Consider the following 16,596-nt stretch of genomic DNA (forward strand, 5'->3'; position numbering starts at 1 on the left):
GCTGACACTACCGCGGGATTTTCGGGCTTTCACAGCGCTCCATGTTCACCAACGTGGGAGTATTCATGCTGATGAACGGGCGGTATTCCTCGTATATTTTCGCAGCCTGAGCACGGCTGCCAATCTCATGCAAAATTGCCTCAGCCTGAAAATAGCGTTTCAGCATATCGGCGTCATTACACGGTGGAAGATGAGCGAGGTTTACGCCTAAATCGGAGAACTTGCTCATCAAAGCAGAAAGGTCATCGCGTACTTTGTTGATTCTTAATTCAGGTTCCAGCGACTTAACCGAAAGCGCGACGTTCTGCTCACGCAGATCAAGCCGCCCTTCACGCTCAGCGATTTGCCGAATCTGGCTATCAAGAGTCTCTTCGCGCGTTGCCAATTGCTGTTCACGAAAATCCACAACCGACGTCTGCTTCACCAACGCGAGTTCCCTTTCGCGAATCTGATTGAGCTGCTCATTGCGATAATCCTCAAACTGCATTTTTTGCTGGTAGTTGTATATCGTCCAGCCAGACAGCGCCGCAACAACAATAAGAAATGTTTTGGCGTTATTTTTGATTAATTCCCTATCAATCATCCCTTAAAACCTCGTATTTCCTCAGAAGCTAGCCGTTCTCAGATGTCGTTAGTGACCGCCGTATTTTCTCTAGGTCCTCCTGACAATGAAGCATCGCATCAAAAAGAGTGCATTAATGGCAGCCCCTTCAATCCCGCAGCCACGGCGTATAAGTCACGCCAATCAGAATCCCTTCGGGGCTCAGGAAACGAGTTACCTGCTGGCCCCAAGGTTCAAGACGATTTTCTACCAGCAGTGTATAGCCCTGCACTTTAAGCGCCTCTGTCGCTTCCGTCATGTCAGCCACTTCAAACTCCAGCCAACTTTGCGGTTCAGGGTGCGACGCAGGCCAATTATCCAATCCGAAACAGGATTCACTGGCCTGTGACAGTGGCCACAGCGCAAAATGCTTCACGCCATCCATCACATCAGTCACCAGATAATCGCTCCCTTCAGCAACCGGCTTCAGCGGCAACTTCAGCGTATCGACATAGAGCGCATGGCTGGCAGAAAGTGATTTCACGATCGGCCCGAAACCCGCCACAAACAGTACTTCTACACCCGGTATAGTATGATCCATCATCGATCCTCAGTGAACGCGTGCACCGCTAGGATGCAGCGATAAATTGTGCGCGTAATGCCTGCACTTCATCGCGCAGGGCCGCAGCCTCTTCAAATTCAAGATTCTGCGCATGCGTCAACATATTGCTTTCCAGCTCGCGAATTTTCAGTTCCAGCGCCTTCGGCGTCATCATTTCATAACGCGCTGCCGGTTCTGCCGCTTTACGATTGCCTCGCCCTTTGCCTTTGTTCGCAGACTGTCCCAATTGCAGAATATCGGAAATCTTCTTATTGATCCCCTGCGGTACAATCCCGTGTTCCGCATTGTAGGCTTCCTGCTTCTCGCGGCGGCGTTCCGTTTCGCTAATCGCTTTCGCCATCGATGCCGTAATTCTGTCGCCGTAAAGAATAGCTTTGCCGCGTAAATTACGCGCCGCGCGGCCAATCGTCTGGATCAAGGAGCGTTCGGAGCGCAAGAAGCCCTCTTTGTCGGCATCCAGAATCGCCACCAGCGACACTTCAGGCATATCCAGCCCTTCACGCAGCAAGTTGATGCCAACCAGCACGTCGAATTCACCCAGGCGCAAATCGCGGATAATTTCCACACGCTCGACGGTATCAATATCCGAGTGCAGATAACGTACCCGTTCGCCGTGTTCTTCCAGATATTCCGTCAGGTCTTCCGCCATCCGCTTGGTCAGCGTCGTCACCAGCACTCGTTCGTTAATCGCAGCACGCAGGCGAATCTCGGAAAGCAGGTCATCCACCTGTGTCGCGACAGGTCGTACTTCAATGATCGGATCGAGCAACCCGGTGGGACGAACCACCTGATCGATGACGTCACCGCCCGATTTTTCCAGTTCATAGTTGCTTGGCGTCGCAGACACATAGATCGTCTGCGGGGCCAGCGCTTCAAACTCTTCAAATTTCATCGGCCGGTTATCCAGCGCGGAAGGCAGCCTGAAACCGTATTCGACCAGCGTCTCTTTACGCGCACGGTCGCCGCGATACATACCGCCGATCTGGGGCACCGTAACGTGGGATTCATCAATCACCAGCAGCCCGTCGGCTGGTAGATAGTCAAACAGCGTCGGTGGCGGTTCGCCGGGGCCGCGTCCAGAAAGATAGCGTGAGTAGTTTTCGATGCCGGAGCAGTAACCCAGCTCGTTCATCATCTCCAGATCAAACTGTGTGCGCTGGCTCAGCCGCTGTTCTTCCACCAGCTTATTGTTCGCCAGCAGTACCTTCTTGCGATCGGCTAGTTCAACCTTGATGTCTTCCATCGCCTGCAAAATACGCTCACGTGGCGTAACGTAGTGCGTTTTCGGGTAGATGGTATAGCGCGGCACGGTTTGGAGGATATGACCCGTCAGCGGGTCAAACAGCGACAGCCGTTCCACTTCTTCATCGAACAATTCAACGCGCAGCGCGATTGCGTCAGATTCCGCCGGGAAGATATCGATCACTTCGCCACGCACGCGGAAGGTACCGCGCTGAAACGCCTGATCGTTGCGGGCATATTGCAATTCAGCCAAGCGCCGTAAAATGGCACGCTGGTCGATCAACATCCCCTGCGTCAGATGCAGCATCATTTTCAGATAGAGATCGGGATCGCCCAGACCATAGATAGCGGATACCGAGGCCACGACGATCACATCGCGCCGCTCCAGTAGCGCTTTTGTCGCAGAAAGACGCATCTGTTCGATATGTTCGTTAACCGACGCATCTTTTTCGATAAAGGTGTCCGAGCTTGGAACGTAGGCCTCCGGCTGATAATAGTCGTAGTACGAGACGAAGTACTCGACGGCATTATCGGGGAAGAATTCTTTCATTTCGCCGTACAGTTGGGCTGCCAGCGTTTTATTAGGCGCCAGCATCATCGTCGGTCGATTGAGATCGGCAATCACGTTGGCTATCGTGAACGTCTTACCTGAGCCTGTTACCCCGAGCAGCGTTTGGTGCGCCAACCCGTCTTCCAGACCTTCCTTTAAACGACGAATGGCCTCAGGCTGATCGCCTGCTGGTTTAAAATCGGAATTCAGTGTAAATGCTTTGCTCATCGTTAAACACGCTACTTATCGTTATTACTCATCGCTAAATACGATGTTCGTGGGTGGACGCACGGAGGCAGGTAAAAGGCATAGACTGACGATATCCGGCACAGGCTGTGACATCAGAGACACAACTCACCGCACAAACAAACATCGCCCTACAACGTTAAACACGCGATGCTTTATTCTGAGTGCCAATAGCGAAATTTGCCACTATCATGATACTGGATATAAAAACAGCATCAAGAAAATTATCGCTGGGTTGGATGATTAATCGACAAATGAATTTGCTAGCACATTCATATTCAATCTACCAGATAAAATCATGATGCTTTATCCCCAGCTTTGATAAAAATGTAACATGTAGGGATGACCCGTGACGTTAATTTATGCAACTACGCATCGTTGCTGTTCAAGGCGCTTGATTTTACTTAACCATATGATAATAAATAGATTAGAAAAACCGTGGAGAATAGCGCCAACCTAGCGACAACCCGCGCCAGCTCTCGGTTAGAACGTGTTGTCTATCCATAATTCACATAGTTATCCACAGAAATGGTGGATAACTCCCACAACCCCGCATCAGCACTGAGTTAGAGAAATACCTGCTTCATTCGTGATTCTCCCTGATATGGATTTTCTTCACACTCTTTCTGTGATTTATCGCATAAGTATTAGACGGAAAAAGACTAAAAACAGCGGAGGGCTAAAATGCCACAATTCAGTCGTAGCAGGGGGTTAGAGAAAAACTCAAGAAGGTTTTATCTATTAATTTGGATAAAAATGTAGATTTTATACTCATGAAAGGGATGCGGGTAAAAAACAACAACAATCTTACGATGAGTAAACACAAGCGATGGCTTACCAAAAATCCTCATCGCCATAATAGCGGCAGGAATACCGCTGTAGACCGACCATCATTTCATTCGGGTCCACAGACGGCACGATTCGCTTGGTTTTATACCTGTTCAGCCACTCTTACCTGACTTGAAAAGCCTTAATGACGTCAATTACTCCGCTAATAACCCAATATCAATATACTGCCCCAGATTATGTTGCAGAAGATCCGATAAATAAGGAATTTCACCCAGCATCGGCGCAGGCAAGCGCTGTTGCAGCGTTTGCAGATACGGCTGGTGCCATTTCCCAGGCGCAATAACGTCATTAGCGATCCACCCGCCAAGACGCAGGCCAGCGTGCTGAATAGCATGAGCGGTAAGCATCGCGTGGTTGATACACCCCAGTTTGATACCGACCACTAAAATCACGGGAAGCTGTTCCTGTATCACCCAATCAGCAAACGTGTCCTGCTCCGACAGCGGCGTAAACCACCCGCCTGCGCCTTCCACCAGCACCCAATCAGCCTGTGTTTCTACTACCCGTAGCCCTGCTGACAGGGTCGAGAGATGGATAGGCCGCTGCTCCACCGCGCTGATAATATGCGGTGACGTCGGTTCCATAAACGCCAGTGGGTTAACCGTCTGATAATCCAGATGGACGCTACTATTGGCCTGAAGCGTCAGCGCATCGCTGTTGCGAATCCCCTCTGCCGTCATCTCACAGCCGGACGCCACGGGCTTATAGCCTGCGGTACGGTGTCCCGCCTGACGAGCTGCCTGGAGTAACGCCGTGCTGGCGACCGTTTTCCCGACTTCGGTATCCGTGCCCGTCACAAACCAGCGTTCAATCACGATAAATCACTCCATAAACCAGTTGATAGCTGAGCGGGTAGCCGCCCTGTTCTTGCGGATAGCAGCCAGACAACGCCGCCAGACGTGCTCGGCTCAATAGCCCCGGCGAACGCCCCTCATGCAGCCACGTCGCGCCGATCCCTTTCAGCGATTTCATCAGCGCCAGCACATCGGGAAAAAGACACACTTCACGTTCCTGTACCAAATGATGACGATAAGGCTGGCAGGCCGCGTCGATAGCGGAGAGCGGCAAAAAGTGATTCGTCCGCTGCGTCCCATCCAGCCGTTGCCACGCCTGCGACAGTTCGCTTAAGGACCCATCTGCCAGCGTCGCAAACGCAATAACGCCCCCCGGCCGCGTGACCCGATACAGTTCTGCCAGCGCGCGTGGCAGTGAATCACACCATTGCACTGCCAGATTGCTGTAGCTGATGTCCACACTGCGATCCGCCAGCGGCAGATTTTCGATATCCCCTTCCAGATAGCGATCTGCAACATGCAGTTCATGGGCATATGCCAGCATATCTGCCGACAAATCCAGCGCAGTCACATGTTTGCCAGCCTGACGCCAGTAACGGCTAAAGTGTCCTGTCCCGCAGCCCGCATCCAACACCTGCAAACCACTATGCGCAGGCATCAGCGTCAACAAACGTTCTCCGCTGGTGCGTTGCAGTTCGGCAAAGCGGTCGTAGCACCCCGCCGCACGCCCAAACGCCTGCGCAATCGCCTGCTTGTTATAGTTTTCTGTCAGCATGGTGCAATACCGTAAGCAAGCGATTGATATCTTCCGGTTGATGTTCCGCCGTCAGCGTAATGCGCAGACGTGCACTGCCGGGCGGCACCGTCGGTGGCCGCATCGCACTAACCCACACGCCCTGCTCACGCAGATGGTTCATCAGCGCCAGCGCTCGCGCGTTCTCGCCAACAATCAACGGCTGAATCGCGCTCTGCGAATTCATCAGTTGATATGACGAGTTCGAAAAACCCGCGCGAAACAGCGCGATATTCCGTCGTAGCGCATCACGCCGTGCGTCACCCTGCCGGACACAGTTAACTGCCGCGCTCAGTGCACAGGCTTGTGCCGCAGGCATTGAGGTGCTGTAAATCAAATGACGGGCGAATTGCAGGAAGTATTCGGCCAGCGGTTCGGCGCATAACACCGCCGCGCCGCTGACGCCAAACGCCTTGCCGAACGTGACAATCAGCAGTTCCGGCTTGACGCCCTGCTGCCAGCAACTCCCGCGCCCTTCATCGCCCAGCACGCCAATCCCATGCGCATCGTCCACCATCAACCAGGCATCGAGCGCCCTGCACTGTGCCTGCAACGCAGACAACGGGGCAGTATCGCCATCCATGCTGAAAACGCCTTCGGTCACCACCAGCGTCTGGCCATCCGTCGGTTTATCCAGCAGCGCTTGTAGACTATCCGCCTGATTGTGTTTAAAGCGCCGCAGCGTCGCCGGTGACTGTGCGGCAGCTTCCAGCAATGAAGCATGGCTGAGTTTATCGGCAAAAATCCGATCTTCCGCCTGTGCCAGCGCAGCCACCACGGCCTGATTTGCGGCATAGCCGGAAATAAACAGCAACGCACGCGGGTAACCCAGCCAATCGGCAAGCTGGTTTTCCAGTGAGGCATGGGCATCGGTATATCCCGTCACATGCCCGGAACCCCCGCTGCCTATGCCGTATTGCTCAGCCCCCTGCTGCCAGGCACGCACAATCTCGGGATGATGGCTCAGCCCCAAATAATCGTTACTGGAAAAATTCAGGTAGCAGCGATCGCCCTGCATCAACCAGCGTCCGCTACCGCCTTGATTAGCCTGCCTCACGCGGTAAGCATCATCATGCTGACGCTGTACCAACGCGGCTTCAATACGTTGCTGCCAGCTCATGATTGCGCACGCCTAACCCAGCTGTTTGCGTACAAGGCGCTATACCGCAGCATTATAAAACTGCTCGCTATCAGCATTAATCAATTGCTCTGCCAAGCGCTGCTGCTGTTGGTTGTCCCCAAATTCGGTCCCTGTTTGCTGTGGGTTCAGACCTAATTTGAGGAACAGCGCCAGATCTTTGTCTTCTTTCGGATTTGGCGTCGTTAAGAGTTTGCAACCGTAGAAAATAGAGTTCGCGCCAGCCATAAAACACATTGCCTGCGTTTGTTCACTCATCTGCTCGCGTCCGGCGGACAGGCGCACATAAGAGGCCGGCATCATGATTCGCGCCACGGCAATAGTACGAATAAAGTCAAACGGATCGACGTCATCGTTATCCGCCAGCGGCGTTCCTTTCACCTTAACCAGCATGTTGATCGGTACGCTTTCCGGCGGCGTTGGCAGGTTAGCCAATTGCACCAACAGCCCCGCGCGGTCACGCACGGTTTCCCCCAATCCAACAATGCCACCAGAACAGACTTTAATGCCCGCGCCGCGCACTTTATCCAGCGTATCCAGACGCTCCTGATATGTGCGGGTGGTAATGATGCTGCCGTAAAACTCTGGCGAGGTGTCGAGGTTATGGTTATAGAAATCCAGTCCAGCTGACGCCAGACGCTCAGCTTGATCGTGGTGCAACGTTCCCAGCGTCATACAGGTTTCCATCCCCATCGCTTTGACGCCTTGCACCATCTGTTCCAGATATGGCATGTCACGCTCGTGCGGATTTTTCCACGCTGCCCCCATACAAAAGCGCGTCGACCCAGCGGCTTTCGCCTGACGGGCGGAATCCAGCACTTGTTCGACCTGCATCAAGCGTTCAGTATCAATTCCCGTCCGATAGCGGGAGCTTTGTGGGCAATATTTACAGTCTTCAGGGCAGGAGCCGGTTTTAATCGACAGTAACGTGCTCACCTGCACCTGACGGGGATCAAAATGCTGACGGTGGATCTGCTGTGCTTCAAACATCAGTTCCAGAAAGGGTTTATTAAATAAGTCTTGCGCTTGCTCAAGCGTCCAGTAAATGCGGTCAGCCATCTCGGCATCTCCAAACTAAAATCGTTTCGTCAGTGTAAATTAACCCGATATACTGTCAACCAAATAGAATCCATTTTGGTTGACGAAAGATCATCATGAGCCCGGAAGACATCATTTTTGACCAGCGCCATATTTGGCATCCCTACACCTCGATGACAGAACCGCTCCCCTGCTATCCGGTCACCTCAGCCAGCGGCGTCGAGCTGCATCTGGATGACGGACGTCGCCTGATTGATGGGATGTCATCGTGGTGGGCGGCGATTCACGGTTACAACCATCCTATGATCAATCAGGCGGTACAAGCCCAGCTCAGCCAGATGTCGCATGTGATGTTCGGCGGAATAACGCATCCGGCAGCGGTTGCGCTGTGTCGTAAGCTCGTGGACATCACGCCAAATGCGCTGGAATGCGTTTTTCTGGCGGATTCCGGATCGGTGGCAGTAGAAGTGGCGATGAAAATGGCGCTGCAATATTGGCAGGCGCGCGGTGAAACTCGCCAGCGCTTTGTCACTCTGCGTCACGGCTATCACGGTGACACCTTCGGTGCAATGTCCGTATGCGACCCACAGAATTCGATGCATAGCCTGTATCAGGGTTATTTACCAACTCATTTATTTGTCGATGCGCCGCCCTGTGCTTCTATCAACGAAGGCGGTTTTGTCGACGAGTGGCAAGAAGCCGATATCGCGCCATTACAGGCGATGCTGTCGGCGCACGCTCACGAGGTCGCGGCCGTGATTCTGGAGCCGATCGTACAGGGTGCGGGTGGAATGCGTTTTTACCATCCAACCTACCTGCGCCGAGTACGGGAACTGTGCGACCAATGGGGAATCTTGCTGATTGCCGATGAGATTGCGACCGGATTTGGTCGCACTGGCAAGCTGTTTGCGTGCGAGCATGCGGGAATTTCGCCGGATATTATGTGCCTGGGAAAAGCGCTTACTGGCGGCTATATGACACTCTCAGCCACGCTGACCACCCGAACGGTGGCTGAAACTATCAGCAACGGTGCAGCAGGCTGTTTTATGCACGGCCCTACATTTATGGGTAACCCGCTGGCCTGCGCAGCAGCCAATGCCAGTCTGTCCTTACTGGCGGATAACCGCTGGCAGCAGCAAGTGCAACATATTGAGCGACAATTGCGAGCAGCGCTGCAACCCTGTGCAGATTCCCCACTGGTGGCGAACGTTCGCGTGCTAGGCGCTATCGGCGTAGTGGAAACACAGCGTCCGGTCAATATGGCGCGGCTACAGCGCTTCTTCGTCGAGCGTGGCGTCTGGATTCGACCGTTTGGTCGGCTCATTTATCTGATGCCGCCGTTTATCATTCAACCTGATGAACTGCGTAAGCTAACCGACGCCGTCTGTGCGGCCATCCATAACGCACAGTTATTTGAATAATCGCCAGCACAAGGCGCACACTTCCGGGCGCCTTGATATAACGCCATGGCTTTATTTTATATTATCTATATTTATTACAGCCTTTATTACCCCCCCATGAATGAAATTTCTATTTCATTCATAAATCATGCACTAAATCACTCTGACATAGCGCGAAATAACATAAACTGCTAAGCTCACCACACATTATAATTAATCAACAATAGACACTGGATGAATGCGTGTTAAATTTCAGATTGAAGTATCTCAATAACATATTTATAGATAGATTAATTCTGCTTACTGTGGATACCCATCCATACCGTATTTTCCGCGTTTTATTAATCGCAATATTCTCTTCCTTGTTACTCTCATCATTAGCATTCTCTGCCGCCAGTTCCTCAAAAGAGGCTGATAAACTCCACTTTGAGAATAATAAATATTATATATTCAATAACGTATGGGGAAAAGATGAAATAGAAGGATGGCAACAGACGATTTTCTATAATAGCCCAATCAGCATGGGGTGGAACTGGCACTGGCCGAGCAGCACCCACAGCGTCAAAGCCTATCCCTCACTGGTGAGCGGTTGGCACTGGACTGCTGGCTATACGTCAAATAGCGGATTGCCGATACAATTATCCAGTAATAAGAGTATCACCAGTAACGTCACTTATTCTATCAATGCAACGGGCACTTACAACGCGGCTTATGACATTTGGTTTCATACCACCGATAAAGCTAGCTGGGACTCCTCCCCTACCGACGAATTGATGATCTGGCTAAATGATACCAATGCAGGTCCTGCAGGTGATTATATTGAAACAGTTTTCCTCGACGGTAGCAGTTGGAATGTATTCAAAGGCTGGATCAATGCGGATAATGGTGGGGGCTGGAATGTCTTTTCTTTTGTCCATACTTCCAACACTAACAGTGCATCACTCAATATTCGTCATTTCACCCACTATTTAGTGGAAACAAAGAAATGGATGAGCGATACAAAATATATCAGCAGCGTTGAGTTTGGCACCGAGATCTTTGGCGGAGAGGGACAAATCGCTATCACCGAATGGAGCGTAGACGTAAAATAACGCGTCTTGCGTTTCAACGCCTCCTTGGTAAGCAGCCAATGAACACGTTAACGCAGGGCTGAACCGGATTGCTCTCACCGACTTTCTCTTTTTATTTTCAGTTAAGACAGGCGTTGCTCGTTCTTTAGGCTGAAAAGCCGTCTCCCCCGTAACAAGATTCGTGAGCTGTGGCACGTAAATTCCATTAGCGTTATGATAGTCCCCTCTGCTAATCAGGAATTTCCCATGCGTAATACGTTCACCGTTTGCTGGCAGTATTTACGCGCTTTCGCATTGATTTATCTCTGCCTGCTGGCAGGCAATGCGGTATCCGCGTTACTTCCGTTCACTATCCCCGGCAGTATCATTGGCATGCTGGTCTTGTTCACTCTACTCGCCTCGCAGATCCTGCCCGCTCAGTGGGTAAAACCGGGCTGCCACCTCCTTATTCGTCATATGGCGCTGCTGTTCGTCCCCATTGGCGTTGGCGTTATGAATTATTACGATCTGGTCAGCCAGCAGTTTGGCCCTATCGTGGTTTCCTGTCTGATCAGCACCTTTATTGTCATGTTGGTTGTGGGTTTCAGTACCCAGATTATGCAGCGTGAACGAGTCATGGCTGGCGATCGCACGCCGCCGAAGGATAACGAATAATGTTCAGCTATTTGTGGTGGTCGCTGCCTCTTACTCTGATCGTCTTTTTCGCCGCACGTAAGCTGGCCGTATTGACCAAGATCTCTCTGTTGAACCCGCTGCTGGTATCGATGGCGATTATTATTCCACTGCTGCTGGTGTTGAAGATTCCCTACGAGCACTATTTTCAAGGTAGCAAAGTGCTTAACGATCTGCTGCAACCTGCGGTAGTCGCGCTGGCGTTCCCGCTTTATGAACAGCTACACCAAATTCGCGCGCGCTGGAAGTCGATCCTTAGCGTGTGCTTCATCGGTAGCCTGACGGCGATTATCTCTGGCACGCTGGTGGCACTGTGGATGGGTGCATCGCCAGAAATCGCCGCCTCAATACTGCCAAAATCTGTCACTACCCCCATTGCGATGGCTGTCGCTGGCGCGATTGGTGGTATTCCGGCGATCAGCGCCGTTTGCGTGATTTTTGTCGGTATTCTTGGTGCCGTATTAGGCCACAGCCTGTTCAACCGTGTGGGCATCAAAACCAAAGCCGCACGTGGGCTATCGATGGGCACCGCCTCGCATGCACTTGGCACGGCGCGCAGCGCAGAGGTCGATTATCAGGAAGGCGCATTCAGTTCACTGGCGCTGGTCATATGTGGGATCATCACATCGCTGATCGCTCCGCTGGTATTTCCCGTGCTCTTGCACTTTGCTGGCTGAAGCCTGATGTGAACGATGTGTACCCGCATCGTTCACGCTATAAAATTGAGATACATCTCGCATTTAGTAGTTAATTTGCAGTCATTTCATTCAACAAAGAGATTTTGATCACAATTTATTGCTACTCTGCTCCCTAACATGACGTCATTGACGGGTAATTAGAGAGTAAGCCGACATGCATCCACGATTTGAAAACGCCTTCCAGCAATTATCTGCCAGTTTGCAAGACGCGCTCGGCCCATTGATCGATAAACCAGATTTCGCCGCCATGCTAACCGCTGACGAGGTGAGTGCAGTATGCGAGGCTACCCTACTAGACGCCGATGCGTTGGCCTTTGCACTATTGCCTCTGGCTGCCGCCTGCGCACAAGCCTCTATCTCGAATTTTCAGGTTGGTGCCATTGCGCAAGGACTCAGCGGCAATTTCTACTTTGGTGCCAATATGGAGTTTACCGCCGTTCAGCTTCAGCAAACGGTGCATGCAGAACAAAGCGCCGTCAGCCATGCCTGGCTGCGTAATGAGCGTGGATTGCGGGCCGTGACCGTGAACTACACGCCATGCGGCCACTGTCGCCAATTTATGAATGAATTGCGCAATGCGGCGTCACTACGTATTCAGTTGCCGGGTCGCCAACCAGCCGTACTCAGCCACTATCTACCGGATGCCTTTGGCCCCGTCGATTTGCAAATCGATACGCTGCTGATGGATGACGTCAACCACGGTGCGACCTTGCAGAATGTGAATGCGCTCACGCGTCAGGCGTTGGATGCTGCCAACCGTAGCCACGCCCCCTACAGCAACGCTATCAGCGGCATTGCGCTGGAAACTACAAGCGGCAACATCTATACCGGACGCTACGCAGAAAATGCCGCGTTCAACCCTAGCCTGCCACCTTTACAATCCGCGTTGAATTTGATGAACCTTGCTGGCGAAGATTCGATCACCATTAAGCACGCGGCTGTCGTTGAACGCCGTAATGCGGTTGTCAGCCACTGGGCGATCTCACAAATTATGTTGGCCGAGCTGGGCTGCACCGACGTTGAACACCACTTTATTGAGGAATAACAGCAGAGAGAAGCGCAAAATTTAAGCGGCATGAGGATGAAAAAAGAGAGGTGAATCGATAAAGCCTGTATTTCAGCCAAGATGCAAGCCATCTGTAACTATTTAAATTAACATTTTCTGTACATATTCTCTGGGTAATTTAAGATCCTCAGCAGTTTTTCATCGACAACACCTGAGTGTCTTTTCTGTTACCCGAAGAGTAAAAAGTCATGGAATTAGAATACGAAAGCAAACGTCCTCTCTACATCCCCTATGCTGGTCCGATCTTGCTCGAATTTCCCCTGCTGAATAAAGGCAGCGCATTTACTGAAGAAGAACGCGCTGATTTTAACCTTGCAGGCCTGCTGCCAGAAGCCGTTGAAACTATCGAAGAACAGGCAGAACGCGCCTGGCGCCAGTATCAGGAATTCAAACACGATATTGAAAAACACGTATACCTGCGCAACATTCAGGATACCAACGAGACACTGTTCTACCGCCTGCTGGATGGTCACCTCAGTGAGATGATGCCAATCATCTACACCCCGACCGTTGGCGAAGCCTGTGAACACTTCTCTGATATCTATCGCCGCGCCCGTGGCCTGTTTATCTCCTACCCTAACCGCGCACATATCGACGATATGCTGCAAAACGCCACCAAACAAAACGTGAAAGTCATCGTGGTGACCGACGGTGAGCGTATTCTGGGTCTGGGCGACCAGGGTATCGGCGGTATGGGGATTCCGATCGGTAAACTGGCACTGTACACCGCCTGTGGCGGCATCAGCCCAGCCTACACCCTGCCAGTCGTTCTGGACGTGGGCACCAACAACCCGCAGCGTCTGAACGATCCGCTGTATATGGGCTGGCGCCATCCGCGTATCACCGACGACGAATACTATGCATTCGTTGACGAATTCATTCAGGCCGTGAAGCGCCGCTGGCCGAATGTGCTGTTGCAGTTTGAAGACTTCGCGCAGAAAAACGCCACGCCGCTGCTGAATCGCTATCGTGATGAAATCTGTAGCTTTAACGATGACATTCAGGGCACCGCGGCCGTCGCTATCGGTAGCCTGATTGCCGCCAGCCGCGCAGCAGGTACACAGTTACGCGATCAAACAGTTGCCTTCCTGGGTGCAGGTTCCGCAGGCTGTGGTATCGCTGAACAAATCATTGCGCAGATGAAGTCAGAAGGACTGAGCGAAGAAGAAGCACGTGCACGCGTCTTCATGGTTGACCGTTTCGGTCTGCTGACGGACAAACTGCCGAACCTGCTCGATTTCCAGAGCAAGCTGGTGCAGAAAAGTGAGCTGCTGGTTGATTGGGATTGTAACAGCGACGCGATTTCACTGCTGGAAGTGGTACGCAATGCCAAGCCGACCATCATGATCGGTGTATCCGGCCAGCCGGGTCTGTTCACGGAAGAAATCATCCGTGAAATGTACAAACACTGCGCTCGCCCTATCGTGATGCCGCTGTCTAACCCGACATCTCGCGTGGAAGCGCGTCCAGAAGATATCATCCGCTGGACAGAAGGCTCAGCGCTGGTCGCGACCGGTAGCCCGTTCTCTCCAGTTCACTATCAGGATAAAGTCTTCCCTATCGCGCAGTGCAACAACTCCTATATCTTCCCAGGTATCGGGCTAGGTGTACTGGCGTCAGGGGCCAACCGTATCACTGACGGTATGTTGATGGCTGCCAGCCGTGCTCTGGCTGACTGCTCGCCTCTGGCGAATAACGGTGAAGGCGCTCTGTTGCCGGATCTGTCCGATATCCAGCAGGTGTCCAAGCGTATCGCACTGGAAGTGGGTAAAGCCGCTCAGCTGCAAGGTGTGGCCGTCGTCACCTCTGCCGATGCATTGCAGAAGGCGATTGACCATAACTTCTGGCAACCACAGTACCGCAGCTATAAACGTACCTCGTTCTAATTGCTGACGGTTTTACTGCTGAAAAGCGCGGCACTCGTTGTCGCGCTTTTTTTATTTAGCTCTTCAATTTTGGGTCGAGCGCATCGCGCAGACCGTCGCCCAATAGATTAAACGCCAATACCGTCAGAAAGATCGCCAGACTCGGGAAGATTGCGACATGTGGAGCAATCACCATGTCCGATCGCGCTTCGTTCAACATCGCACCCCACTCCGGCATTGGTGGCTGCGCGCCCAGTCCTAAAAATGACAGGCTGGCAGCGGTGATGATCGACATTCCAATCCGCATCGAGAAAAACACCACGATGGAAGACACCGAGCCGGGCAGAATATGCCGAAAGAGGATCGTCCCGTCGCTGGCACCAATACTGCGGGCAGATTCGATATAGGTAAGCTGCTTCAGCACCAGCGTATTTCCTCGTACCAGACGGGCGAAAGCCGGAATACTGAAAATCGCAACGGCAACAACCACATTTGCCATCCCGCTGCCCATAATCGCCACAACGGCAATCGCTAGCAAAATGCCGGGAAAGGCAAACAGCACATCGCATATGCGCATGATGATTCGGTCTGCCCACCCTTCGTAGTAACCCGCTAACAGACCCAGTGTTGTGCCAATCATCATCCCCACCAGTACCGAGAAAATGCCTGCCGCCAGCGAGATACGCGTCCCCATCAGGATCCGACTGAAAATATCACGTCCTAATGAATCCACGCCCAGCCAGTGTGCCGACGAGGGGCCTTCATTGAGTCGATCATAATCAAAATAGTTCTCGGCATCGTAGGGCATCAGATACGGTGCCCAAAAAGCAATGGCAATCAGCAGCAGCACAAACAGGCCAGCAGCCACCGCGACGTGCTGCCGAAGAAAGCGCCGCCAGAATTCACGCCACGGTGTACGAACGGGTTTATCCCTAATGACAGGGAGCGTCGCCAACATAGCTTTACGTCGCCAGTGTCTCATTCCCTTTCCTTATTTATAACGAATGGCTGGATTAATCGCGGCATACAGCATGTCGACCAGCAAATTAATCAGAATAAACTCCAGCGAAAACAGCAGCACTTCCGCCTGAATCACCGGATAATCGCGCATCTCTACCGCATCAACCAGCAACCGCCCGAGCCCCGGCCAGTTGAAAACCTTCTCCACGACGATGGAGCCACCGAGCAAAAAGCCAAATTGCAGCCCCATCATGGTGACCACTGGAATCAGCGCATTGCGCAGCCCGTGTTTCAGCACAACCAGCGATTCGCGCACGCCTTTTGCCCGCGCAGTACGCATATAATCTTCCTGCAGTACATCAACAAACGACGCACGGGTGAAACGCGCCATCACCGCCGCTACAGCCGCACCTAACGTCAGCGAAGGCAAGATGTAGTGCAGCCAGGTATCCGCTCCCACTGTCGGCAGCCAGCCTAATTCAACGGAAAAAATCTGCATTAACAGCATGCCGAGCGCAAACGCAGGGAAAGAGAGGCCAGATACCGCCAACGTCATTCCGATCCTGTCCGGCCAGCCGTTACGCCACACGGCGGACACGATGCCGATCGCCATGCCAAAAATCACCGCCCACGCCATGCTGCAAACCGTCAGCCAAAACGTTGGCATAAAACGCATGGCTATCTCTTCCGTGACTGGCCGCTTCGACACCATCGATGTCCCCAAATCCCCTTGCAGAATATGGGTCAAGAAGTGCCAGAACTGGTGTGGCAGCGATTTATCCAAGCCCAAATCCTGCCGTACCATTTCGATCACGGCAGCATCTGCTTCCCGTCCAGCCGCCAAACGCGCCGGATCGCCGGGCAGCAGATGAACGAACAGAAACACCAGCACCATAACAATCAGGAGCGTGGGGATCAGCCCCAGTAACCGTTTAATAAAATAATTCAGCATGAACGGTTTCCCACATACATGTGTCAGGCTCTCCTATAAGTAGACGCGTGTTGACCACAGCGGGTAGCCTGACGGCCACCCGACTCCCTGGTCATTCTTT

Annotated in this window: 15 protein-coding genes; 6 read left to right on the forward strand and 9 right to left on the reverse strand. The window is 52.4% G+C overall.

The window, feature by feature from the left end:
- Positions 1–7: 7 nt before the first annotated feature.
- The 7 genes from DUT67_RS13415 to bioB form a co-directional block, all read right to left on the reverse strand.
- Positions 8–583, reverse strand: coding sequence for a hypothetical protein (locus tag DUT67_RS13415; RefSeq protein ID WP_113631685.1), 576 nt, complete (start codon positions 581–583; stop codon positions 8–10).
- A gap of 127 nt (positions 584–710) precedes the next feature.
- Positions 711–1,142, reverse strand: coding sequence for a VOC family protein (locus tag DUT67_RS13420; RefSeq protein ID WP_113631686.1), 432 nt, complete (start codon positions 1,140–1,142; stop codon positions 711–713).
- 28 nt (positions 1,143–1,170) lie between these two features.
- On the reverse strand, positions 1,171–3,183 hold the full coding sequence (gene uvrB, locus DUT67_RS13425; protein WP_113631687.1) for an excinuclease ABC subunit UvrB: 2,013 nt from the start codon (positions 3,181–3,183) through the stop codon (positions 1,171–1,173).
- 1,001 nt (positions 3,184–4,184) lie between these two features.
- Complete coding sequence (bioD, locus tag DUT67_RS13430; protein ID WP_113631688.1) at positions 4,185–4,865, reverse strand: dethiobiotin synthase; 681 nt, start codon at positions 4,863–4,865, stop codon at positions 4,185–4,187.
- Entirely contained in the window at positions 4,858–5,619 is a 762-nt protein-coding gene (bioC, locus tag DUT67_RS13435) for a malonyl-ACP O-methyltransferase BioC (RefSeq protein WP_113625683.1), read from the reverse strand. Before bioC ends, bioD begins: the two co-directional genes overlap by 8 nt.
- Positions 5,600–6,757 (reverse strand): 8-amino-7-oxononanoate synthase, encoded by a 1,158-nt coding sequence (bioF, locus tag DUT67_RS13440; protein WP_113625682.1) that lies wholly within the window; start codon positions 6,755–6,757, stop codon positions 5,600–5,602. The genes bioC and bioF overlap by 20 nt, the downstream gene beginning before the upstream one ends.
- 39 nt (positions 6,758–6,796) lie before the next feature.
- Positions 6,797–7,834: a biotin synthase BioB gene (gene bioB / locus DUT67_RS13445; protein WP_113631689.1), complete on the reverse strand. Its 1,038-nt coding sequence runs from the start codon at positions 7,832–7,834 to the stop codon at positions 6,797–6,799.
- 95 nt (positions 7,835–7,929) lie between these two features.
- Here bioB and bioA point away from each other — a divergent pair, with 95 nt between their 5' ends.
- The 6 genes from bioA to DUT67_RS13475 all read left to right on the forward strand — a co-directional run bounded on the left by bioA (position 7,930) and on the right by DUT67_RS13475 (position 14,605).
- Complete coding sequence (bioA, locus tag DUT67_RS13450) at positions 7,930–9,234, forward strand: adenosylmethionine--8-amino-7-oxononanoate transaminase (protein WP_113631690.1); 1,305 nt, start codon at positions 7,930–7,932, stop codon at positions 9,232–9,234.
- 275 nt (positions 9,235–9,509) lie between these two features.
- Entirely contained in the window at positions 9,510–10,304 is a 795-nt protein-coding gene (locus DUT67_RS13455) for a glycoside hydrolase (RefSeq protein ID WP_113631812.1), read from the forward strand.
- A 225-nt stretch (positions 10,305–10,529) separates the two neighbouring features.
- Positions 10,530–10,937 carry a CidA/LrgA family protein gene (locus tag DUT67_RS13460; RefSeq protein WP_048260950.1) on the forward strand — a complete coding sequence of 136 codons (408 nt, stop codon included), beginning with the start codon at positions 10,530–10,532 and terminating at the stop codon, positions 10,935–10,937.
- Positions 10,937–11,632, forward strand: coding sequence for a CidB/LrgB family autolysis modulator (locus tag DUT67_RS13465; protein WP_048260956.1), 696 nt, complete (start codon positions 10,937–10,939; stop codon positions 11,630–11,632). Before DUT67_RS13460 ends, DUT67_RS13465 begins: the two co-directional genes overlap by 1 nt.
- Positions 11,633–11,807: 175 nt before the next feature.
- Entirely contained in the window at positions 11,808–12,698 is an 891-nt protein-coding gene (gene cdd / locus DUT67_RS13470) for a cytidine deaminase (protein ID WP_113631691.1), read from the forward strand.
- Between the two features lie 209 nt (positions 12,699–12,907).
- Entirely contained in the window at positions 12,908–14,605 is a 1,698-nt protein-coding gene (locus tag DUT67_RS13475) for an NAD-dependent malic enzyme (RefSeq protein ID WP_113625678.1), read from the forward strand.
- 55 nt (positions 14,606–14,660) lie between these two features.
- On the opposite strand, the gene gsiD is transcribed toward DUT67_RS13475, so the two are convergent.
- A complete protein-coding gene (gene gsiD, locus DUT67_RS13480; RefSeq protein WP_113631692.1) occupies positions 14,661–15,566 on the reverse strand; it encodes a glutathione ABC transporter permease GsiD in 906 nt (301 codons plus the stop codon).
- A gap of 9 nt (positions 15,567–15,575) precedes the next feature.
- A complete protein-coding gene (gene gsiC / locus DUT67_RS13485; RefSeq protein WP_113631693.1) occupies positions 15,576–16,496 on the reverse strand; it encodes a glutathione ABC transporter permease GsiC in 921 nt (306 codons plus the stop codon).
- Positions 16,497–16,596 lie beyond the last annotated feature (100 nt).

This window comes from Pectobacterium peruviense (assembly GCF_003312355.2).
Lineage (GTDB): Bacteria > Pseudomonadota > Gammaproteobacteria > Enterobacterales > Enterobacteriaceae > Pectobacterium > Pectobacterium peruviense.